Below are 21,677 nucleotides of genomic sequence, written 5' to 3'. Positions count from 1 at the left end.
ATATAGAAAATGCAGAAAAAATGCACACAAAATGCTCGAAGTGATTAGCTGTTCAGTAGTTCCCTAGCGATCAATCGATACGAATTCAGCCTATCCTCCAACTTATGAGTGATGGTTATGATCATTATTTCATCTGCTTGATATGCCTCCTGAATTTCCAAAAGGCGAGACTTCACTTGAGAAGGTGTACCAAATATCAGTTTTTTTTGCATAGTTTCCTTCTGTACTATTTCTTTTTCACTCCAAACATGTTCCCTTACCTCTTCTATACTTGGTACCTGTTTTCTTTCCCCATGACCACTTTGAATTTTCCATAGTGTCTCGCTAAGAGCGATTTCTTTCGCATGTTCCTCGGTTTCTGCACATATGGCCGAAACAGCAACGATCGTTTTTGACCCCTTAAGCACTCCTTTTGATTGAAAGTGTTCTCGATACTGCTGAAAACTTTGCATTCCATCATTTTCACTCATAAATTCACCAAATGCGTATGCAGTACCATTCTCTGCAGCAAGTTTTGCACTTTTTTCGCTTGTTCCCAATATCCATGGTTCAGGAGAAATCTGTGGGACAGGAGCAGCAGAGGTCTTTGTAAACAAATGGCCTGTCGGAAAATCATCTCTTAGAAAATGCAACAGTTCCTTAACTAGTTCAGGCATTTTGTAAACATTCTGCAGAAAATTATCGGATAATGCCATCGTAGCTTCGGCAGATCCCCCAGGAGCACGCCCCAGTCCCATATCAATCCTGCCTGGAAAAAGAGTGGCAAGCATATTATAGGTCTCTGCTACCCGAAATGGCTTATAATGCGGAAGCAGCACTGCACCTGATCCAATTCGAATATTTTTTGTTTGTGCACCTATGTAGCTGATCAAAACCTCCGGAACGGAACAGGCTAGTCCCGGCAGGTCATGATGTTCAGTTAACCAGATCCTGCTGTAACCAAGCCTGTCTCCTTCCTGTGCAAGTTGAAGTGATGCCTGCAATGCTTCTTGAGCTGTTTGACCGGTTGCAATTGGTGATTGATCTAAAATGCTTAGCTTCATTTTTGCGCCCCCTCTTTTCTTTCGTAACATAATGGTAAAACATAACCAATCGAAAGTCGCTTAAAAAGCTTGCTTGGATATTTTAGTTTGCAGCCTTTAGCTGATTTTATTAGGAGTTAAAACGAGATTTGAGAGTAAGAGTGTATTATATATTCTAGCGAGGTTATTGTTTCAATATGTTATATTCGTATGTAACTCACAATTAGCCTATATTCTTACGAGGTCTTTTAAGGAATATACACGTTATGACAAAAAGACCCTGAAAATAGGGTCTTTCAAAGTACTATTCACTTTTTTTGAATTGAGATAGTAATTCATCAGCCATTATTGGCGAATCCAAGCGAGCCGCTAAAAAAGGGGGCTGAACCCGATCATTCGCCTCAACAGGCAAACCTAACCAGATAACTCGTTTATCCAAGATAAAAAATGAAAAGGAAACGGGCAAACAAATGAATTGATTTGAGATGACATCAGGATTTCTTTTTGATGAAATGATCGTAAATTTCACTTCGGGGTTTCGTTTCATCAAATATTGCTGCCATTCTTCTGACAGGCTGTTCAAATCAGGCACTGCCATAACGATCTCTTGTTTTGAGGATTCGATATCTTCTAAAAAATCCCCCAATTTCCGGGCATGCATCCACCGTAATTTCGGGTGCTGATGGTTAACCCATTTCCCAATGTCTTTCTTTGCCACAAGTTGATCATTTTGAATTTGATGATCGACAAGCTGACGAAGGGTTTTACTGCGATAAACGTGTTTATTAACAAAAGAAGTGTCACTAACATGCACGAACTTCCCTTTTGTCCTTGTTATCGCCACATTTATCAGCCTTTCACTTTCTCTTCCAGTCAATAGCATTCCCGCCCTGTTTTGCGGATAACTATCAACTGAGTCAAAAATCATCATATCACGTTCACTACCCTGGAAACGATGTACAGTTGCAGCGATGATATCAGATGTTTGCCGTTCTTTTTCATATAAATCATCCAATAATTTTTCCATCAAGTCTGACTGTGCACGATAAGGAGCCACATAACCAATGGACCTTGCCCCGCCAACATAGGCCTCATGAATCAGTTGAAAAGATAAAAGTAATTGCCAAAGATTCATTCGCGAGTGAGAAGTACGTTCAGTGATGCAATATTCCCCAGATAAGCTGGTATCGACAAGTACTGCTGCCTTATTGGCGAAAGGTTCAGCCACCATTATGCTCTCCCTGCTAGTTGAAACACTTTCATGATCACCGACAAAATTGTTATAGACGACACGATTAGTAAATGCTGAAATATCAGGATGCATGCGGCGCTGTTCTTTCAATAGGAATAAATGAGGGTGAAGTTCCCCTTCCTCCACTGACTGAGCGACACCTGCCCGATGAAAGATGTCTTCTTTCAGCCAAAGTTTCACGAGGGAATCACGTGCCGAAGCAATCGGTGGCAATTGTTTGAAATCACCGCAAACGATTATATGTTTTGATATCGCTGCTGCAAAAGCCACCTGTGGTACGTAAGCCATACTTGCTTCGTCCAAGATAACCAGATCATACTCCTTTTGATAAACCGTTTCATCATTTGCGGCTTTAGCCAATGTCGTACCAATGATTTTCGCCTCTTTTACGAATTGCATCTCTTTTAGGCGAATTTTCTCCAATACTCTTGCCAGTTTTTTCTCTAACTCGATTAATTGATCGGTATCTCTTTTACTGAAGGAGCCTGACAGCTCGTGTTTTAATAATCGTTTCTCTTCTGCAAGCTGTTCTTTTTCCTTAACTAATATCGGTTCATGTTTCCCTAATAATTGCCCCGTAACAATATCTTCATGAAGGGCTAAAGATTCACCTGCTTGAGACCCATAGCGAAGCACATCACCTTCTTTGAAACGATCTTTCTTTTTAATGAAGGAAGAAATTTCAGCCATCAAAACATCAACAGCCTGGTTGCTATGAGACAAGACCAACACTTTTTTATCCTGTAAATAATGATTGGCCACTGTTCGTGCCAATGTATAGGTTTTTCCGGTTCCAGGTGGTCCCCAGACAAAAGTGACCGGATTGAACTTCGAACGGGCATATAATTCTTTGACACTGCTTTGACTTTCGATTACAGGATGCTTTTGCGGCATGGAAGGATCCATCAGGCGTTTGATCCTAAGCCTTTTCTTTTTGCTTCGTTTGATTTCATCCAAGCGGATAATCAATTGTTCAAGCAATTCCCAAGGATCATGATATAAAAATGCTTCGCTGATCATATCGCCTAACGAGCGTTCAAAAACAATGATTATACTTTTCCCTTCCGAAGAGAGAATCCTTCCATCCTGTTTAATTCCTCCCCATTCCAGTCGAACGATCGCACCTACAGGAATTTTTATCGATGAACCTGTTTCAAAGTAATAGCTGAAAGAACCATCACTAGTAAGTAGATGGCCGTTAGAAACCAAGTATTTTGTGCTGCCGTATTTTTTCAAATGCAGGATTTCAAGTTGAAGGGCCTGCTGCCATTCTTTTATATAATTAACTGTCGAATTCATTTTTCACTTTCCTCACAATATATGCCATTTAATGTATAAAGAAACTGGCCCTTAGCTGGGCTCCGATGTAGAAAATACGTTGATCCCTATGACTTATATCGTGCAGGTACGTGTTTCTTTAACATATAAAATAAGGCCCAATCAAAAAGATTGGGCCTCTCTTTACACCAATAGTCTAACTATAACATTTTTTAAACACACATACCATGGGCTCTTTTGGAAGAAATGGTTTTGATTAGACCTTTGTCAAATCCGTGAATTGGTCGACCAGTTCACTGAAAATCCTCATTGCATTTTCGATCGGTTTAGGTTTAGTTAAATCTACGCCCGTTTTTTTAAGCAATTCCAATGGGAAATCCGAACTCCCGCTTTTCAAGAAGGCCAAATAACTTTCAAGTGTTTTTTGATCCCCGGAAAGGATCTTATCTGCAATCGTAATCGCTGAAACATAACCCGTAGCATATTTATACACGTAAAACGGTCGATAAAAGTGAGGAATCCTTGACCAGCCATACTTCACTTCTTCATCGAAAATTATTTCATCTCCATTATAAGTGCGGAATATCGATTCATAAGCTGTATTAAAAACTTCGGCATTCAAGGGTTCATCATTTTCAGCTTTCTCATGTACGATCTTTTCAAATTCCGCGAACATCACCTGTGTAAAGAATGTACCCTTGAAACTATCTATGAAATGGTTAAGTAAGTGCTTTTTCTTTTGCACGTCCTTTGTTGTCTTAATTAAATGGCGTATAAGCAGAATTTCATTCACGGTTGATGCTACTTCCGCCACGAAAATGGAATACCCTGCAGTTATTTGCGGCTGGTATTTTGAGCTATAGTAGGAATGCATGCCATGACCAGATTCATGTGCAAGTGTAAATACACTATCTAAATCATCACGGTGATTTAATAAGATGAACGGATGAACACCATAAAGACCTAAATTATAAGCCCCTGAGCGTTTTCCAGGTGTTTCCCTAACATCGATATATCTTTTTTCCTTAAAAGTTTTCAAAATCGTGATATACTCCTCGCCAAGAGGCTTCAGTGCCTCCACCATCAAAGCAAAACCATCATCATAAGAAATTTCCTCTTTAGCACCCTCGACCAACGGTACACTTAAATCATAAGCCCGTAATTCATTTACTCCCAGCAGTTTTTTCCTTAAATGAATGTATTTATGCATCGGACCGATATTTTGCTTAGTAGACATAATCAAGTTATCATATACTTCTTTTGGTACTTGATCGCCAAATAAGGATTTTTCCAATGCAGACGGATAATGTCTTAGTTTCGAAAGGTTCACATTATTTTTGATGGCAGTGGAAAGTGTGGATGCGATAGTATTTTTTAATTGTATATATGGCTGATAATAAGCGATATACGCTTCTTTTCTTTTGTCACGATCATCGTCTTCAATTAATTTAGAGTACATCCCTCGAGTAAGCTCTACTTTTTCTCCCTCTTCATTTGTGACATCTCCAAATTTAATATCCGCGTTGTTGATCATTCCAAATGTCTTTTGAGGTGCTGAAAATGCCTCGCCTATTTGGGAAAGTACCTCTTCTTGTTCTTTCGTTAACACATGGTCTTTATAGCGATATGAATCAAGTAAATCTTCTTCGAAATATTTTAAACCCTCAACTTCTTTTATGTACCCTTTTAATGTTGATTCCTCCAAGCTTAAGAGAAACGGCATGAAAAATGAAGATGCATTACTAATTTTCTGTCCTAGCTGACCAGCTCGATCAAGTAATGCCTGTGATGATGTAACCCGTGTATCCAAGTCTGTTTGCAGCATGGCATACACATATAACTTGTTATAAATGTAACCAAGCTCCTCACTTAAACGTAAATACTCAAATAAATCTTGAGCAGATTGAATATGACCATCGAAAGTTTTTAATTTTTCTGTCATCTCCAGGACTTCTTGATAGTCTTTTTCCCAATTAGCCTGATCACCGTAAATATCCTTCAAATTCCATGTTTCTTCACTCTTTATTTCGTCACGCGATTTATACGTTTGCATATTATCCGCACTTCCTTTCATGCTTATAGGCTTACCCTTTATTATAATCGACTTTCAGAAAAATCTGCATAGAAAAACCAGTATGCTAAAATTACATACTGGTTTTTCTTTTTTTTAATTAGAATTTTGCTGCAGTTTCAGCAACTTTCGCTAATCCTTCTGCAACGATATCTTGTGTACGATCTGGATATTGATTATGTCCTTCGATAACGACAGTTTCTGGGTTTGTAATACCCCATAATCTTAAATTCATCGTTACGTATTTCACTGCCATTTCGCCAGCATCCATGCCTGGCAATGCATAATCCGATCCCCTTGCATTTAGTAAAGCCACTTTTTTATCTCCAACTAAACCGACAGGACCTTCAGCTGTGTATTTGAATGTTATACCTGCTTGAGCAAGATAAGAAATATAAGTTACAAGCGGTGCAGGAACCGTTGAATTCCACAATGGGAAGGCAAATACTACTTTGTCGGCAGCAAGGAATTGATTCAAATATTGTTGCACGATATCAGCAATTTCCACTTCTTCTTCAGTCAGTTCCATGCCTTGGCTACGTTTATATAACGCAGTAATTGCTGTATTACCATAGTAAGGTAAGTTAAGTTTAAATAAATCCAATTCAGTTATTTCATCTTGACTATTTGCTTCCTTGTATGTGTTCAAAAACGTTTCATACATTTTCACACTAATAGCTTGTTCCGCTGGGCGGTCGTTTGATTTAACAAATAATACTTTAGACATGATCTGTTCCCCCAATAGTTTGTTTAGTATTTCAAATAGCATTTAATCCATATATCTCGAATTAACTGCAATTGATACATTCACATTATATGACTGAAATTCAAATAAGGCAAGAAATATGTTTCTCATAAAGTTTTTTATTTTTAAGGGTCATTTTTCGAATTTGCAATAATGTTTGTCCTGGATTCCCCCCTTCCTTCCATTTAATTTTAGTTCTGCAAAAAAAATAACGAGAGCAATTTGCTCTCGTTTAAGTTAACTCTTTATGATGAAAGGGACACTGACCTTTTATCGGTTCAATATCATCCCCGATGAAAAATTGTTTCCATTCATTATGGTTTACATCACCAAAGTGACTGATATCAGGATGTTTAGGGAGATTATCCCATTTTCCCACCCGTTCACGGACCTTTTCACGTGACATGATACCGCCTTTTTCCGTTCCTTCTAAACCTTCAAAGATCATACGGGGTTGGAAACCAAGAACAAGGCTATTTCCTAAATCACGGGTTTTACGCTGTTTATAAGCAGGTGCGTTTCCAAAAACAAAAATGGGTTCACCTGCAAAATGATAGTCCCATAAATAATGTTCAGGATCTTTAGGCTTTTCAATAGGCCAAGGTTTCTTATCCTCATTATGCAGGAATTGCAGAATATCCCAAAATCGTTTTCGGTAAAGTTCTATATCCCCTTCAATCGATTCAGGCTCCATAAAGACAAACAGGCCATGCCTGATGTATGGTGGTTCTTGAAATAACTCAAGAAAGCTTTCCACGGCCTTTGGGAGGTTGGTCCAATCTTCCTGTGTGATATACGCATAACGAAGTTCCCCTTTATTCTCAGCTTTCATACCAAAATAACAAGGAAATGTTTTATCCGTCACTGTTTTATGGAAAGTTTGATATTCGTTAATTAGCCATTGTGGCACCCGAGCGGGATTTGTCATATCCTCTTTCGTCAATAAACTAGAATTTGCAGTTTGCATCACTGTTCTCCTTAATCTTTTTACTATTTATTACCCGCTTAAAATAAACTAAAACTTTCTCCAACTACATATCACCTCAATCAATATGTAAATACCATACTTCTCTTTACATAAGCATATTTCTTAATTTACTTTTAATGATTGCTTATTCGGGAAATTCAACTAAAATCAACAATCTTGTGATAATCATTTTCTTTACCAAAGGGTAAACTAAAAAAAACTTAGGAGTGATGCTTGATGGCTAGAAGAAAAAGAATCCTGGTACCAGAAGCAAGAAAAGGACTTGATGATTTAAAGGCCAAAGTTGCTGGTACGAAAAATCCAGAAGAGGCAAAGTTTGAAGCAGCAAAAGAAATGGGCGTACCGTTGAAAAGAGACTATAACGGTCTATTGACAGCGAAAGAAAACGGAAAAATAGGCGGAAAGTTGGGTGGAAGCATGGTTAAAGAACTTATTAAAATGGCTCAGGAAAACTTGGGAAAAAAATAATAACAAAAGTGATCTTATTTGGATCATGGCTGCAAACATTAAAGAATGGATGTTCGTTTTCCTTCAGCAGGAAAGGACTTAACCGTAGGGATAATGCAAGCAAAAAATGCCAACCGAGTTGGCAGGCCCTTTTTGCTTTAATTTAATTTATTCTGACAGGTGAAACTTGAGAAGCTATTGACAGTATTATTTCGGATGATATCGGAAAATTAGCGGCAGCCGGATCCGTCTTGACGGCTGTAAGGATTCTTTCCAAATCCAATTGGGTAACACCATAGTCACAGAACCCAGAAGACAGGCCAAGATCATTCAGGAAGATACGCAGTTTTTCAATTACTTTCGCCAGTATCCCTTTTGCATCCTCATCGTGGATTTTCACTTTAAAGGCCTCCGCTATCAGATGTATCTTAGGCAGATATAACTCTGGAATGGACTCCATGACAACAGGTAGGAAAACAGCATTGGCCAATCCATGAGGAATACGGAATAAAGCTCCATATGCGTGGGCAAAGTTATGAATCGGTATCGCATTTAATGCACTACAAAAAGCGGTGATTCCCATCATGCTCCCATGCAGCATTTCCATTCTGGCCTCAATATCCCTTCCATTCTTTACTGCCCTTGGTAAATTTTTTTCGATAACTCGAATGGCTTGAAATGCATAAGCATCTGTTATTGATGTTGCAGCAGGTGAAACAATCGCTTCAATCGCATGTGTCAGTGCATCTGCACCAGTAAAAGCAGTGATATTAGGTGGCAATCCGACTGTTAACTCAGGATCCAGAATGGCCACATCCGAGCTTAAAAAGACATTGTATATATTCATTTTTACTTTTTTATGTTCATTATATATAACAGCAATCGGAGATACTTCTGAACCGGTCCCTGCTGTTGTTGCAACCGTGATATGCGGTATATTCATTGGTTGCGCTTTTGGGACACCCTCATACAGATATCCATTTGGGATTGCATCGTTTATATCGGAAATTCCTTTATATAGTCCATATTTCAATGCTTTCGCAGTATCTATGACACTTCCGCCACCAACAGCAAGTATCGCATCTGCATTCACTTCGCGTGCATATTTCAATGCTTCGTTTACACAATTACTTGCTGCATCTTGTGTAACCTCGAGAAATTCTCCTACTATTTTCGCCCCATTCCCCAAAGTTGATGACCCAAAAACGTTGGCAACTTTTTTAACGATTCCTGCATTTTCTAAACCTTCATCACTTACGAGAAGAATCCTTTTTGCTCCAAGCCCAATAAAAAGTTCCGGAATGAGTGAACGTGTATTAGCACCACTGTAAACCGAAGACCTTAACCAAAAATTAGAATGAGTATTTACTGCCATCTTCTTTCACCTCTGATAAATTAGACGTTTAAGATAAGGTTGTACAATTAGTGCGTCCAAGTTCAATATTCGCTTTAACATAGAAGCATTCAGCAGATCATCCATCGATGTTTAATTACTGGAAACATCACGGTAGGTTTGTAACGTAACCTTCAGGCATTCATTACAAGACGCCATATTCCATCTCGGTACTTCGATAGATTTCTTCAATCCCCTTTCCTTTTGCCCTTGCCAAAATCTCCATCCTTACTGATAATTGTTTCATCGTGAAATTCAACACAGCCTGTTTGTCATGACCAAATGGATTGCCTAACAAATCATATCCCTCTGTATTTAACTGGATGGCCAATGGTGAAAGTTCCGCCATTCTCTTCTCGACTTGCGTAAAAATATGTGGATGTTCACTTATAATTCTTTGCAGCAGGAATGTCCCATAAGCAATATGGCGTGATTCATCTTTCTTCAAAAGACCCACACCTTTTAATAAGCCAGGCATCATTTCATTTGCTTCGAGTGTTTGATAAAACCCAAAATATCCTGTTTCCGCAAGAACTCCCTCGGTAAACATATTATAAACCGTGGCTGCTTCCGCCATTGCTTCAGGGGATTGATCGGTTAAAAGTTTACCCATTGCTTCAGGCAATATTTCATAAAAAATGGATTTATAAGTGTCTGAGTGATAGACCGTCAGATCACCTGTTTCACCAATTTGATCTAATGTATAACGAAAGAACTCCATATGCTTCGCTTCCTCGAACAAGAATGTCGTTAAGTACATTTCTTCTTCGATCCTGCCTTCCTTGGCAATCGTCATAATGAGCGGCAGCAAATCCAAAGTCACGGCCTCCTCTCCACCCTGAAAAAGGGAAATGATCCGTAATAACACTTCCCTTTCAATATTGGTAAATGACTTCCAATCTTCTTTATCCTGGCCGAAATCAATATCACGAGGATTCCAAATACCGAATTTCTTGGCCTTTTGATAAAGTTTAAATGGAAGGGTATCTTCTCTAAAACTCCGGGTGGTGGTCGATAAAGTCTCTCTTTTCATTTTATTGCCTCCTTGAATTTAGGAATGCTAAATTTCTGAACCACTAAGGAATCATTTAAAAATTTGTAAGAGTTTTCATTTCATTGTAAGATATTAGTAGTATTTATCCTAGCACTGAAAATGTAGGGAGGAATAATGTCGAATGCTTGAGGAAACTCTGATGAATCATGTCAAAAAGATTTCCCATCAAAATGATATGGCAAATAAAACACAAATGATAGTAAGGGGCTGTGTGGATTTTTTTTCATTTCAACGAGCATCTTTATTCAGTTACTCATGCTTAACAGGAATGGGTGAAGGAATATGTGCCTGTACAAGTGAAGATATCTTTTCATTACATAATGTTAAAGAAAATATACATGATATATACCCCATTCACCAGGCAGTCATCAATAACCAACCCATATACTTAACAATCCAACATACGAAATCCTCCATCCCTGCGAAATATGTTAAAAGGTTTGCCCTCTCTTCACTGGCAATCATCCCGATAATCGTGAACGATATGGTCATTGGCTTAGTTCTAGTTGACCCTATACATGCTGACGAGCCTGTTACCAAGAATGATTTAATGAAGCTTTCCCATTATTTGAAACTTGCTGCAAGTTCAACAATCGATTTCGCTTCTCCCACTTACCTTCTAAGTAAACGTGAAGTGGAAGTCTTACAATACTTAGCTAATGGTTTAGGAATAAAGCAAATGGCACCAAAAATGAGAGTAAGTGAATATACCGTTAGGGATCATATTTCTTCTGCAATCAGGAAATTAGGGGTCACACACCGGACTGAGGCAGTAGCTGTTGCTTTAAGACAAAAAATGATTATGTAAAAGGGAATAAACAAAAGAACCTTTAATGAAGGTTTCAGACTAGACAAACTTATAAAGCAAAGACACTGCCTAACTCGATAATAATTGAGTTTGCCTACAGTTTTTTTTGAGGGGTGTAAAATTGAACATTGCCGGGAATTTCCGCGGGCGGTCTTTGCGCCTCGGGGTCTCCCTTGGCGCGCTTTTCCCGCAAGAGTCTCGCCCTTTTCGTTTCAATCAACTTTGTTTTTCCTTTAGATAAGAATCCTTTTCCTTACAGTCATATCAAGAAACGTCTCCAAAATGAGTTGAACCAAGATCGCGAAGATCACGAAAAAAGGCGAATCTCTCCAGAAAGTTCGATAAGGAAGAAGTGAAAGTAACCAATCCAGAGGTACTACGCTCAAAGACGAATGTACAAAACAGTTTGCTTATTCATTCCTTACTGCCTCCGGTTTTGTAGTAGGATGATTGTAACAAAAGATCATACACATAAATCCAATAAAAAATCAAAAAGGCTTCGGAATGACTTCATTCCGAAACCTTATCTGAAACCTTCAGTATTATTGGGTAACTTTTTCTTCCACTTTCGTAGTCCAGTTTAGCTCATCAGCAATTTTGCCTGTTTGGACACCTGTCAATGTATCATAAAGCTTTTTAGATAGTTCGCCAGTTTCCCCGCTTTGAACCACCATTTCTTCACCATTCCACAAAAACTCACCAATTGGAGATATTACCGCTGCTGTTCCCGTTCCGAAAGCTTCTTCCAAGTGACCTGATTTATAGGCTTCATAAACTTCTTCCATGGAAATGCGTCTTTCTGTCACGGGCAGATTCCAATGTTTCAGCAATTCTATAATGGAATCACGAGTAATACCAGGAAGAATACTGCCATTTAACGCTGGTGTGATAATTTCACCATTAATTTTGAAGAAAACATTCATGCTTCCAACTTCTTCAATATATTTTTTCTCCACTCCATCTAACCAAAGAACTTGAGAGTAACCGAGCTTTTCGGATACTTCCTGGGCTTTGAGGCTTGATGCATAATTGCCACCTGTTTTAGCCTCTCCCGTACCACCATTCACTGCACGTGTGAAAGCTGATTCAACTGCTATTTTAACAGGGTGAATGCCTTCCTTATAATAAGAACCTACAGGTGACATGATGATGATGAACTGATATTTATCTGATGGGGAAACTCCAAGATAAGGCTCAGTAGCTATGATGAAAGGCCTGATATATAGAGATGTCCCTTCTTCCTGAGGAATCCATTCTTTATCCACGCTAATTAAAGTTTTTAAAGCATTCAACGCAAAATCGACATCGACATCCGGGATACATAATCGACTATTTGAACTATTTAAACGTTGAAAATTCTTTTTAGGACGGAATAAAATAATTTCACTTTCTGGTGTTGCATATGCTTTTAATCCTTCAAAAACAGATTGACCATAGTGAAAAATCATCGCGGAAGGCTCTAATGTGAGCGGTTGATAAGGAACAATTCTTGGATCATGCCACCCTTGCCCTTGTGTGTAATCCATAATAAACATATGATCGGTAAACTGCTTACCGAACTCAAGCTGGTCCGCCTGTGGTTTTTCTTTCTTTGCTGTACTAAGCGTGATTTGCATGTCATGTTCCTTCATTACCAAAACTCCTTGTTGAATAAAATTTACAAGATTTCACTTCCATAAAATCTATCTATAATTAGTTTACTCCTATCAGGAATCATAGTTCAAGCCCTTAAGACTAAATTTTCGGAATTTTTTCAAAATATTTGGGATTTTTTTGATTTCCTTACGTATGATTCCTGAAAAAAGAACTGATTATTCCTAAAACCACTCAAATAAATAACAATTCCGGTTGTTCGATTACCCAACCCCAGTCATTCTGTTTATTTTAACAAATCATCTGCAATAATGCCAATGTAATAGAAATCCACTTATAAATAATGAACTAATTGACTTTATATACCATGACCCTTTTGGGATTAAACCATATTAACAAGTCATATCATTGCCTTTTTACCATTTTTCATCTAATTTCATCAATCCATAAAAATGGATCACTATTGATTTTGGCAATATTTCAAATTTTATTACATTCTAGAATATAGCGACAATTTTTTTAGATAAAATTAATTTAGTAGTTTACTAGTAAAAAATATTCTTATATACTTATTCCACAAGATAGATAAAATGCATACAACTTACTATATTATAGATAAAATGCATGCAACTTTCTTATTTTTGACGAAAAGGGGTAACAACATGACAAAAAACAGGTGGTTAATTGCTTTATCCGCAATCGCTATTCACCTTTCCATTGGTGGAGCATACGCATATAGCGTATACAAAAAGCCTTTGGTTGAGACTATGGGGTGGTCAGAAACTGAAGTCACTTTAGCCTTCACAATAATGATGGCGCTTGCAGGAACTTCTGCAGCCTTCTTTGGGAAATTCGTAGAAAAAAATGGTCCCAGAAAATCAGCATTGGTTGCAGCCGTATTATTCGGTTTAGGGCAAGCTGGCTCTGGTTTAGCTGTAATGATTGATTCACTGCCACTTTACCTATTAACATATGGGGTTTTAAGTGGGCTAGGTATGGGAATCGGGTACATTTCACCGGTATCCACACTAGTCAAATGGTTCCCCGATCGCAGGGGATTAGCAACAGGAATGGCTGTATTAGGTTTCGGTGCCGGAGCTCTTATAACAGCCCCAGTCGCTGCAAGCCTTATGGAATCCGTTGGCATTTATACTACATATTATATTTTAGGTGCAGGCTACTTCATTCTTATGTTCTTAGGTGCTTCCTATATTGCACCTCCAAAGGCAAACTGGCTGCCTGAAGGCATGAAGAAAGATATTGAGTCAGGTAAGAAAGAACTGAAGAAAGATCTAAGACAGTTAACTGCAAAGGAAGCGGTTAAAACTAAACATTTCTGGATGCTATGGTCAATGAAACTGATCAATACATCTGCAGGGATCATGATGATTTCTGTCGCTTCTCCAATGGCCCAAGATGTAGTTGGATTATCTGTAGCCGGAGCAGCAACATTAGTCGGAATCATGGGAATTTTTAATGGTGGAGGCAGACTTGGCTGGGCTGCAGCCTCGGATTATATTGGTCGTCCAAATGTTTTCGTCATTTTCTTTATCATTCAAATCGGGGCGTTCCTACTACTTCCAACTACTACAAACACACTTTTGTTCCAAGGACTTATCTTGTTAGTCGTTAGTTGTTATGGCGGAGGTTTTTCTAATCTTCCTGCATTTGCAGGGGATTTATTTGGAACAAAAGAAATTGGAGCCATCCACGGTTACCTTTTAACTACATGGTCTCTTGGTGGAGTTTGCGGACCAATGTTGGTTACTGCAATAAGAGAAAGCACAAACAGCTACATTCCAGTCTTTTATGTATTCGCTGTATTAATCACGATTGCTTTCATTATCTCCATCTGGTTACGTTTAGACATTAAAAAAATGCAAAGAGATCAGAAGCAGGGATTAAAGAATACATTAAGTAAAATATCGTAATGTAAACCAGCTCTTATAAGCTAATATAAAGGCATTATCAAGTAAACTTCCACACTCGGAGTTAACTATGATGATGCCTTTTCAATTATATTTTTGACAAATGAATCGGACCATGAAAGCAACATACAATATTACACCTTTTTTTCCCTCGAAAAGTTTTGTGACCATCATTTTATCCATGATTGCAGAAAATAATATAGTACTGGAGCTTGCTAATTTACTTCGCATTTATAAATGCACAACATAGGATCGACCAAGAGTTTTAAAAAATCGCAAATTTATTATTTCATCATAACTTTTTTAACATTTATAAAGTTGTTATGCTAGTGAGCAAACACCACTATATACATTTTCAACTTTTTGAAACTTATGAAAAAAAGGAGCAAAGTGAGATGTAATACCCCGCAATAAGTGTATAGTTCACGACCTTTCATTCCCCGTATTCCAGGCAATTCAGTTGACGGTGCTGCCATTCTTGCAGGCGGTATTTATTATGGAGCTTTTGCACGTAAACATTAGAAATAGCAAAATGAATAATATTTTAAAACAAGGGCTTCATGATCATGAAGCCCTTGTTTTCTATCAATGGAGTTCTCTTCTTACGTTTCCGATGATGGGAATTTCGTAGCCTTCCATCTTTTTTATAAAAGCATTTTTTTGCCTATTGTTATCGGTCAGCTAAGTACTTCATTAATTGATTCAAAATTGAATTAAGTACACTCCTTTTAAAGATAGGTCATTATTTCACTAATAAAACTCAGCTTAATCTGTTAAAAAGTTTAATATCTAGACGATTCAGGGAATTAAATAAAGACTGGAATGAGGGGGGATTTTCTTGTGGATCAATAAACCGTTTTTTAAATATGCATGCGCGATTATTTTGATCATTATCATTATATTTTTACTTGGTAAGATTGATTATGTTCTGCTACCGATACAAAAAGTCGTGGCTGCTATGTTCTTCCCTATTATAGCGGCTGGTCTTTTATATTACATTTTACGACCAGTCGTTAACTTTTTGACTGAATTTATCCCTAGGACATTAAGCATTTTCACTGTCTTTTTGATAATATTTGGTTTGATTGGGACAGGATGCTATTTTGGAAGCCCTGTAATTGTGGATCAATTTCAAAAATTATCCGAAAAATTACCGAGCAAAGTCAAGGAATTTTCTAAAGAGTCTGAAGTCATGATTGAAAAAAATGATTTTGGAATGGTTAACACTGATGATTTGAAGGAAAATGTCGTTACACACTTGAAGGATTATTCTGAAAAACTCTTGGTGAATGTCAGTACTATTTTCTCCACGATTACTAGTGTATTAACAGTCTTGGTCATTACTCCCTTCATTTTATTTTATTTCTTGAAGGATGGAGAAAAACTTAGACCATTTCTATTAAAGTATATTCCGACAGATGTTGAACCAGAGGGAAACAAAATTTTAAAAGACGTCGATAAAACACTTTCAACTTATATTATCGGTCAATTCATCGTATCCATCGTAATTGGGACTTTGATGTATGTGGGCTACCTAATTATTGATCTTGATTATGCCCTCGTACTAGCCCTTTTCGCCATGATTTTTACAGTCGTTCCATTTCTAGGACCGTTAATAAGCATTCTCCCTGCCCTTTTCATTGCCCTTCAGCAAGACATAGGGTTGGCAGTGAAAGTACTCATTGTCCTTACTGTCGTTCAACAAGTCGAGGGGCACTTGGTTACACCGAACATTATGGGAAAACGTCTTAACATACACCCATTGACCATTATCTTATTGTTGCTTGCTGCAGGTTCGATATACGGTTTCATTGGCATTTTAATAGCTATTCCTACTTATTCCGTAGTAAAAACGATAATCGGTAACTTTAGGAAGTTTTATAGATTAAGACAGAAGGTTACATAAAATGGCTATATGATCCCTGTTACGTAATCAATAAAAGGAGGCCTACCCTTGAGTGGATAGGCCTCCTTTTTAATTTACGCGTTGATGAATCTCTTAGCGTTTGTTCAAGATTTTTTTAACCCATCGTTTGAAAAACGATTTGACACTCCTCTTTTTTTTAACTTCAAACACTTGTTTTTGCTTCTCTATATATATTTTTTCTTTGTTTATGGCATTACTTTCTGCTAATACTAGACCCAATTCGGAGTTATGGTCTTTGTTTAGGACAATTTTGTAAGGAATATTATGGCTCATAGCCAATTTAATATATTTCCCAAGATGTTGATAGTCCATCTGACCATTTAAAAACAAATTTGAACGGGGATGCCGCTTCATCATTTGCTCAATTTCCGGATATACATTCATTTCAAATACTTGATTTTTTTTTAGGACGATCACGACGCGCTCCCGTAATGTGCCCAGAAATTCCCTTCGTTCACCAGGTTTGATTTCTTTAGGACCATAAATCCCTTGTTCTAGATAGTCCTCCACTTTTAGGCGTGACAATGCTTACCCACCTCCGCTTTCACTTCAATAATGTATGTAATGTGGCCACAAACAGTGCCCACCAATCTTTAGGAAAGCAAACATGTGAAAATTAGTTTGGGCCAGCTCTTCCCTTTTTTAGTCTACCCTTCCTTTAAAAAATTGTCACTTCTACTTCACTTCATGCATAGGATAGTATATGCGTGAATATGAGGTTGCTTAAAAAAGGGACGGGGAAAAACATGAAAAAACTGATTGTATGTGTATTGATATTCGTCTTTAGTTTTGTTGGGTTCAGTCATTCTTCAAGTGCGGCACCTAGACAACTGATTATCATCAATAAAGCCAATAATCAGCTGGCCTATTATGAAAATGATAAATTAGTGAGGGTGTTTCTCGTAGCGACAGGAAAGAAGGCCTCCTATACTCCAGAAGGAAAGTTCAAGGTAGTGACAATGATTGTGAATCGTCCTTATTATAAAGGCAACATTAGAGGCGGTGACCCAAGAAATCCTCTCGGAAAACGATGGCTGGGGATAAATGCACGAAATACACCAGGTAATACGTATGCAATACATGGCAATAATGACCCTAAATCAATCGGGAAATATATAAGTGCCGGTTGCATTCGCATGTATAACGAGGATGTTCAATGGATGTATGATAGGGTGAGAATGAACACTGTAGTCTTAATAGCCAGTTCGAATAAATCATTTGCTTCCATAGCTGCCACGAATGGATATAAGGTTACTGGATCCTCTAGTCTCCCTGTACACAATCCCAACTCAAATTTAAAAAAAGGAAGCAGCGGTCCTAAAGTAAGTGAACTACAAAAAAGATTAACTGAACTTGGATACAGCACGAAAGGAATAGATGGGTCATTTGGGAAAAATACCGAAACAGCAGTAAAAAAATTTCAAAGAGCAAAAAATCTTACGGCTGATGGGGTCGTCGGACCTCAAACGAAAAAAGCGCTTAATATTAAATGATAGATGCTAGTGATATCCTCTTATTGGAGGATATCTTTTTTTGTCTAAACTATAACAATCGATACTTTATTATCCATACTTACAGTAATTTTCCACCATCGCTTATAAGCTTTATGTTATAATTTATACATAAACAGCTAATCATAATCGCACTGTCCATCATTACATACAAGGAGGTAATACAAATGTACGATGAACTTCTCATAATGATCATTAAGGCAACTTTTGTTATCGGTACCATTGCGATGTTTGTGATTTTAGGATTCGTAAAAGGACGCAAGTTTTAGTTTATCCACTACTTAACATCCTCATCGCCTGATTACTGTTACAAGTAATCAGGTTATTTTTCCCTCAGAAAAAAAGCATATCCTCACAGGGCATGCTTTACCTTACCAATTCCAGTTATCCGTTTTATCCAAAAGCTGATCAATGTCAAATGTATCAAGATGGAATGGAGCTGATTCTTCTGCAATCTCCTCAGTAGCTAGCAATAGTTGGTCTATATCAATAATGGCCAAAACAGTCCTCCCCTTTTTTAATTGGTCTTTACCCTCATTTTTAATATGTTATACAATTCGTTCAAAAGATATTTTATTAGAGGGTAGCCTTTTAATTTCCACATTTGACATTTTATTTACGGTGCAAATGAACCGTTTTTTTCAGATTCTTCCGGAGCGAGCGTATGTATCAGTTTAACCAGCTTATACAATGTCCCGCTGCAAATGGTTACCTCGGGCAGATTATGAAAAATTGATTTTTTATTAATATGATAATTGTCTTTCTCTGGTGAATATACAACGATTTTCTTATTTAACGAAAGCGCATATCCAAGCTCAGAAAGATTACCTTTTCCGGCTGTCAGGAAGATTAACATAAAGTCAGCTTCCTCAATCCCCTTTTTTTCATAATCCTCTATTCCTTCTGTCATTTGATTATCTTCATCATCCGCAATTAAATTCCAGTCATTCACACATGTAAACCCTTTTGAAGTCAATTTCTTAATCAATGACCTTACTTGCTTCTTGTTTTTTTCGTCTGATGCTATATAATATTTCACACACACACCTCCTAAATCTATAACTATTGATACTTTTTACCTACGTTACCTATACTATACATATTCGTTATAAAGAACTCAATATCCTTTCCCCAAAAATAAAAAAATTTAATATAAGTCACAGTCACTAAGGCAAAACAAAACCATCACCCTATACAAGTAATGACGGTTTAATGTTTCAAAATATGATATTCACGGATCTTCTTGCATTAGTACTCAATTAGATTCAAATACAAGTACCTTCGCCTTAAATTAATTTATGTAATCCCTTTACTAATTTTTCTGATCAACGGATGTCGCTGTCCGGTCGTAAGCGTTTTTTCTTTTTCATTCCAAAATAACTGAATGTCCCTTAAACAAAAGATTCAGATCCTTCAAAAATCCAAAATAAAAACCTTGTCCCCTACTCGGCAAGGTTTTTTTATTTTTCATATGTGATATTTTCTATTTCAATTCGGAATGGGGCTGCCTCACATATATTAATTCCCCTATCAAGATTTACCTTTTCCATTTCAGTTGCATCTGGTATTGTCTTTTTATCGTGAATAAAATGTTCGACCATGGTTTCCAACAGTTCTTGAGCACAAGCTAGAGCATCTATCCGATTCTTACCGCTAACTGATGAAATAAATCCTTTTCGCTTAAAGTCCGGGAAACAAACCTGAACGGAAAAAGAGTCAATAATCAACGGGTGTTTTTCATAATAGAATACAGCTGGATACTCAAAGATTTGAATGGTCAAAATATCATCCCTTCTTGAATATTTAGAATTTTAAGTTAATTATAGCATACAATTTCATTAAAAATAGGTTTAACTGATATTTTCTTTGATTGTCAAGTTTAGATATACAATCAAAATGTTGTTCCCTCATTTACTATAAAAGTAAAAAACACCAGGAAAATCAAAATCATGATAACATTCAAGATTATTCCAATAATACTGCACACTTTTCCAGCTGTCATTAATCCCTTCCCGGTTTCCCCACTAAGATTGATTTCTTGTTTACTCTTCGATGCAAATATTAATCCTACAATTCCTATTATGATGCCTAAGACTGGAATAAGCAGGGATAATACCCCCAGGATCAGGGCTACGATCGCTTTGCTATTGCTCGTTTTCATTTCCGACATATTATTCCACCTTCTTTCTTATGCTTATATATACGGTTATTGAAAGCAAAAGATTCTTTTTTTATGTACTTATTAAGTATTCATGATTCCTTGCCTCTTATGCTGTAGAAATACATGCACTGGACCTCAAACTTAACAAAAACGACTCATATAAATGAGTCGTTTTTGTTAAGTTCGTTTCAATTCAAGTCTCTGTGCTACTAAAGACAGACTATAGTTAACGATGAAATACATGAGAGCAACCAGGATTAAGATGGGTATCAAAAACTTTTGACTTTGGCCATAGATAATTTGTCCATGATGTGTCAGCTCCGGTAATGAGATGACAACCGCTAAAGAGGTATCCTTTAACAAAGAAATGAATTGGCTGACAATAGGAGGAACCATGCGGCGCAGCGCTTGGGGCAGGATGATGTATTTCAATGCCTGTGTATAGCTCAAGCCTGATGAACGGGCAGCTTCCATTTGGCCTTTATCAACAGATTTCAAACCACTTCGAATGACTTCGGAAAGCATGGCTGACTCGAAAATTGTCAAGGCAACGATAGCTGCTGGAATGATTTCTAATTTTATCCGTACCTCAGGTAAGGCAAAATACGTAAAGAATATTATTAATAACAACGGTAAATTACGAACCGTTTCTACAATCAAGGCTAATATTTGTGATAAAACCGGCACCTTTGCGTAACGTATTATACCCACTAGCCCGCCAATAATGAAACTTAGAATAATGGATATAAAAGCTACCTGGAGCGTTACCCAAAATCCCTCTAATAAAAACTTTAGATTATCCGGTGAATAAGCACCTGCAAAATCCATATCTTATCCTCCCTCAATTACTCTTAGCCAGACGTTTTTCTAAATAACCAACGCCAAGACTTAAAGGAATGGTAAGTATTAAGTAAAACGCTGCAACGAAAATGTAGACATCGAACACGACAAATGTCCTTGAAGAAATCAAATCTCCATGGTACATGAGATCAAGTCCTGCAACCACGGCTAAAATGGAAGAATTTTTAACTAGATTGATAAATTGGTTTCCAAGTGGAGGGATGACTATTTTGACCGCCTGTGGCAAAATGACGAGCCTCATTGCCTGCCCATATGTCAGTCCTGATGAACGGGCAGCTTCCATTTGGCCTTTAGGAACGGAAAGGATGCCAGCACGAATGGCCTCAGCTATAAAGGATGAAGTGTAAATGGTTAAGGCTAAGGTTCCTGCGTATAATCCACTTAGTTTTAGACCAAGAAAGAAGAAAAAGGTAATAATCAATAAAGGTATATTGCGAATGAACTCGACATAGGCGGTTCCAAGCCAGTTTAGAGGCTTTATCGGCGCAATCCGCATGATAGCAACAAACACACCAAGTATCAAACTTGCTACCAGCGCGATTAAACTCGACATGATCGTATTTTTAAAGCCTAATAAATACATATCCATATTCTCTGTTAAAATGGAGAAATCAAGCACGGCATACACTCCTTTAACT

At 37.5% G+C, this 21,677-nt stretch carries 20 protein-coding genes; 5 read left to right on the top strand and 15 right to left on the bottom strand.

The window, feature by feature from the left end; genetic code table 11:
- Positions 1-44: 44 nt before the first annotated feature.
- From ACQKMH_RS08925 to ACQKMH_RS08905, 5 genes are all read right to left on the bottom strand, one after another.
- Complete coding sequence (locus ACQKMH_RS08925; protein WP_427587027.1) at positions 45-1,043, bottom strand: LLM class flavin-dependent oxidoreductase; 999 nt, start codon at positions 1,041-1,043, stop codon at positions 45-47.
- Between the two features lie 283 nt (positions 1,044-1,326).
- The gene (locus ACQKMH_RS08920; RefSeq protein WP_427587026.1) at positions 1,327-3,573 is read right to left on the bottom strand and encodes an AAA domain-containing protein; all 2,247 of its coding nucleotides are present in this window, start codon (positions 3,571-3,573) and stop codon (positions 1,327-1,329) included.
- 235 nt (positions 3,574-3,808) lie between these two features.
- Entirely contained in the window at positions 3,809-5,605 is a 1,797-nt protein-coding gene (pepF, locus tag ACQKMH_RS08915) for an oligoendopeptidase F (RefSeq protein WP_427587025.1), read from the bottom strand.
- Positions 5,606-5,723: 118 nt separating this feature from the next.
- A complete protein-coding gene (locus ACQKMH_RS08910) occupies positions 5,724-6,392 on the bottom strand; it encodes an FMN-dependent NADH-azoreductase (RefSeq protein WP_427587024.1) in 669 nt (222 codons plus the stop codon).
- A 208-nt stretch (positions 6,393-6,600) separates the two neighbouring features.
- Entirely contained in the window at positions 6,601-7,335 is a 735-nt protein-coding gene (locus ACQKMH_RS08905) for a YqcI/YcgG family protein (RefSeq protein ID WP_427587023.1), read from the bottom strand.
- A gap of 237 nt (positions 7,336-7,572) precedes the next feature.
- Here ACQKMH_RS08905 and ACQKMH_RS08900 point away from each other — a divergent pair, with 237 nt between their 5' ends.
- Positions 7,573-7,824 carry a small, acid-soluble spore protein, alpha/beta type gene (locus ACQKMH_RS08900; protein ID WP_427587022.1) on the top strand — a complete coding sequence of 84 codons (252 nt, stop codon included), beginning with the start codon at positions 7,573-7,575 and terminating at the stop codon, positions 7,822-7,824.
- Positions 7,825-7,966: 142 nt separating this feature from the next.
- Here ACQKMH_RS08900 and ACQKMH_RS08895 read toward each other — a convergent pair whose 3' ends face one another.
- Positions 7,967-9,178, bottom strand: coding sequence for an iron-containing alcohol dehydrogenase (locus ACQKMH_RS08895; protein ID WP_427587021.1), 1,212 nt, complete (start codon positions 9,176-9,178; stop codon positions 7,967-7,969).
- Positions 9,179-9,341: 163 nt separating this feature from the next.
- Positions 9,342-10,229, bottom strand: a complete 888-nt coding sequence (locus ACQKMH_RS08890; protein ID WP_427587020.1) for a R2-like ligand-binding oxidase — start codon at positions 10,227-10,229, stop codon at positions 9,342-9,344.
- Between the two features lie 142 nt (positions 10,230-10,371).
- On the opposite strand from ACQKMH_RS08890, the gene ACQKMH_RS08885 reads away from it, so the two are divergent.
- Entirely contained in the window at positions 10,372-11,058 is a 687-nt protein-coding gene (locus ACQKMH_RS08885) for a helix-turn-helix transcriptional regulator (protein WP_427587019.1), read from the top strand.
- A 542-nt stretch (positions 11,059-11,600) separates the two neighbouring features.
- Here ACQKMH_RS08885 and ACQKMH_RS08880 read toward each other — a convergent pair.
- The gene (locus ACQKMH_RS08880) at positions 11,601-12,689 is read right to left on the bottom strand and encodes a branched-chain amino acid aminotransferase (protein ID WP_427587017.1); all 1,089 of its coding nucleotides are present in this window, start codon (positions 12,687-12,689) and stop codon (positions 11,601-11,603) included.
- Between the two features lie 624 nt (positions 12,690-13,313).
- Here ACQKMH_RS08880 and ACQKMH_RS08875 point away from each other — a divergent pair.
- A complete protein-coding gene (locus ACQKMH_RS08875) occupies positions 13,314-14,582 on the top strand; it encodes an L-lactate MFS transporter (RefSeq protein ID WP_427587016.1) in 1,269 nt (422 codons plus the stop codon).
- Between the two features lie 835 nt (positions 14,583-15,417).
- A complete protein-coding gene (locus ACQKMH_RS08870) occupies positions 15,418-16,485 on the top strand; it encodes an AI-2E family transporter (protein WP_427587014.1) in 1,068 nt (355 codons plus the stop codon).
- Positions 16,486-16,578: 93 nt separating this feature from the next.
- On the opposite strand, the gene ACQKMH_RS08865 is transcribed toward ACQKMH_RS08870, so the two are convergent.
- Positions 16,579-17,031, bottom strand: coding sequence for a YueI family protein (locus ACQKMH_RS08865; RefSeq protein ID WP_427587013.1), 453 nt, complete (start codon positions 17,029-17,031; stop codon positions 16,579-16,581).
- Positions 17,032-17,252: 221 nt separating this feature from the next.
- On the opposite strand from ACQKMH_RS08865, the gene ACQKMH_RS08860 reads away from it, so the two are divergent.
- Positions 17,253-17,999, top strand: coding sequence for a L,D-transpeptidase family protein (locus tag ACQKMH_RS08860; protein ID WP_427587012.1), 747 nt, complete (start codon positions 17,253-17,255; stop codon positions 17,997-17,999).
- Positions 18,000-18,388: 389 nt separating this feature from the next.
- Here the strand turns inward: ACQKMH_RS08860 and ACQKMH_RS08855 are convergent, their stop codons facing one another.
- The 6 genes from ACQKMH_RS08855 to ACQKMH_RS08830 all read right to left on the bottom strand — a co-directional run bounded on the left by ACQKMH_RS08855 (position 18,389) and on the right by ACQKMH_RS08830 (position 21,658).
- On the bottom strand, positions 18,389-18,517 hold the full coding sequence (locus tag ACQKMH_RS08855) for a hypothetical protein (protein ID WP_427587011.1): 129 nt from the start codon (positions 18,515-18,517) through the stop codon (positions 18,389-18,391).
- Between the two features lie 116 nt (positions 18,518-18,633).
- Entirely contained in the window at positions 18,634-19,056 is a 423-nt protein-coding gene (locus ACQKMH_RS08850) for a nucleoside 2-deoxyribosyltransferase (protein WP_427587010.1), read from the bottom strand.
- Between the two features lie 421 nt (positions 19,057-19,477).
- The gene (locus ACQKMH_RS08845) at positions 19,478-19,798 is read right to left on the bottom strand and encodes a type II toxin-antitoxin system HicB family antitoxin (protein WP_427587009.1); all 321 of its coding nucleotides are present in this window, start codon (positions 19,796-19,798) and stop codon (positions 19,478-19,480) included.
- Between the two features lie 110 nt (positions 19,799-19,908).
- Positions 19,909-20,187 carry a DUF4190 domain-containing protein gene (locus ACQKMH_RS08840; protein WP_427587008.1) on the bottom strand — a complete coding sequence of 93 codons (279 nt, stop codon included), beginning with the start codon at positions 20,185-20,187 and terminating at the stop codon, positions 19,909-19,911.
- A 168-nt stretch (positions 20,188-20,355) separates the two neighbouring features.
- Positions 20,356-21,006, bottom strand: coding sequence for an amino acid ABC transporter permease (locus tag ACQKMH_RS08835; RefSeq protein ID WP_427587007.1), 651 nt, complete (start codon positions 21,004-21,006; stop codon positions 20,356-20,358).
- A 13-nt stretch (positions 21,007-21,019) separates the two neighbouring features.
- The gene (locus ACQKMH_RS08830; RefSeq protein WP_427587006.1) at positions 21,020-21,658 is read right to left on the bottom strand and encodes an amino acid ABC transporter permease; all 639 of its coding nucleotides are present in this window, start codon (positions 21,656-21,658) and stop codon (positions 21,020-21,022) included.
- Positions 21,659-21,677: the final 19 nt, after the last annotated feature.

This window comes from Peribacillus sp. NPDC097895, from assembly GCF_050277555.1.
Taxonomy (GTDB): domain Bacteria; phylum Bacillota; class Bacilli; order Bacillales; family DSM-1321; genus Peribacillus.
The sequence above is the reverse complement of the archived record's forward strand: the minus strand, read 5'-3'. Positions and strand labels throughout refer to the sequence as shown.

Bases quoted from the DNA above. Each gene is read 5' to 3' on its own strand.
- ACQKMH_RS08925 (WP_427587027.1), bottom strand. From the start codon at position 1,043: ATGAAGCTAAGCATTTTAGATCAATCACCAATTGCAACCGGTCAAACA.
- ACQKMH_RS08920 (WP_427587026.1), bottom strand. From the start codon at position 3,573: ATGAATTCGACAGTTAATTATATAAAAGAATGGCAGCAGGCCCTTCAA.
- pepF (WP_427587025.1), bottom strand. From the start codon at position 5,605: ATGCAAACGTATAAATCGCGTGACGAAATAAAGAGTGAAGAAACATGG.
- ACQKMH_RS08910 (WP_427587024.1), bottom strand. From the start codon at position 6,392: ATGCTATTTGAAATACTAAACAAACTATTGGGGGAACAGATCATGTCT.
- ACQKMH_RS08905 (WP_427587023.1), bottom strand. From the start codon at position 7,335: ATGCAAACTGCAAATTCTAGTTTATTGACGAAAGAGGATATGACAAAT.
- ACQKMH_RS08900 (WP_427587022.1), top strand. From the start codon at position 7,573: ATGGCTAGAAGAAAAAGAATCCTGGTACCAGAAGCAAGAAAAGGACTT.
- ACQKMH_RS08895 (WP_427587021.1), bottom strand. From the start codon at position 9,178: ATGGCAGTAAATACTCATTCTAATTTTTGGTTAAGGTCTTCGGTTTAC.
- ACQKMH_RS08890 (WP_427587020.1), bottom strand. From the start codon at position 10,229: ATGAAAAGAGAGACTTTATCGACCACCACCCGGAGTTTTAGAGAAGAT.
- ACQKMH_RS08885 (WP_427587019.1), top strand. From the start codon at position 10,372: ATGCTTGAGGAAACTCTGATGAATCATGTCAAAAAGATTTCCCATCAA.
- ACQKMH_RS08880 (WP_427587017.1), bottom strand. From the start codon at position 12,689: ATGAAGGAACATGACATGCAAATCACGCTTAGTACAGCAAAGAAAGAA.
- ACQKMH_RS08875 (WP_427587016.1), top strand. From the start codon at position 13,314: ATGACAAAAAACAGGTGGTTAATTGCTTTATCCGCAATCGCTATTCAC.
- ACQKMH_RS08860 (WP_427587012.1), top strand. From the start codon at position 17,253: ATGAAAAAACTGATTGTATGTGTATTGATATTCGTCTTTAGTTTTGTT.
- ACQKMH_RS08840 (WP_427587008.1), bottom strand. From the start codon at position 20,187: ATGTCGGAAATGAAAACGAGCAATAGCAAAGCGATCGTAGCCCTGATC.
- ACQKMH_RS08835 (WP_427587007.1), bottom strand. From the start codon at position 21,006: ATGGATTTTGCAGGTGCTTATTCACCGGATAATCTAAAGTTTTTATTA.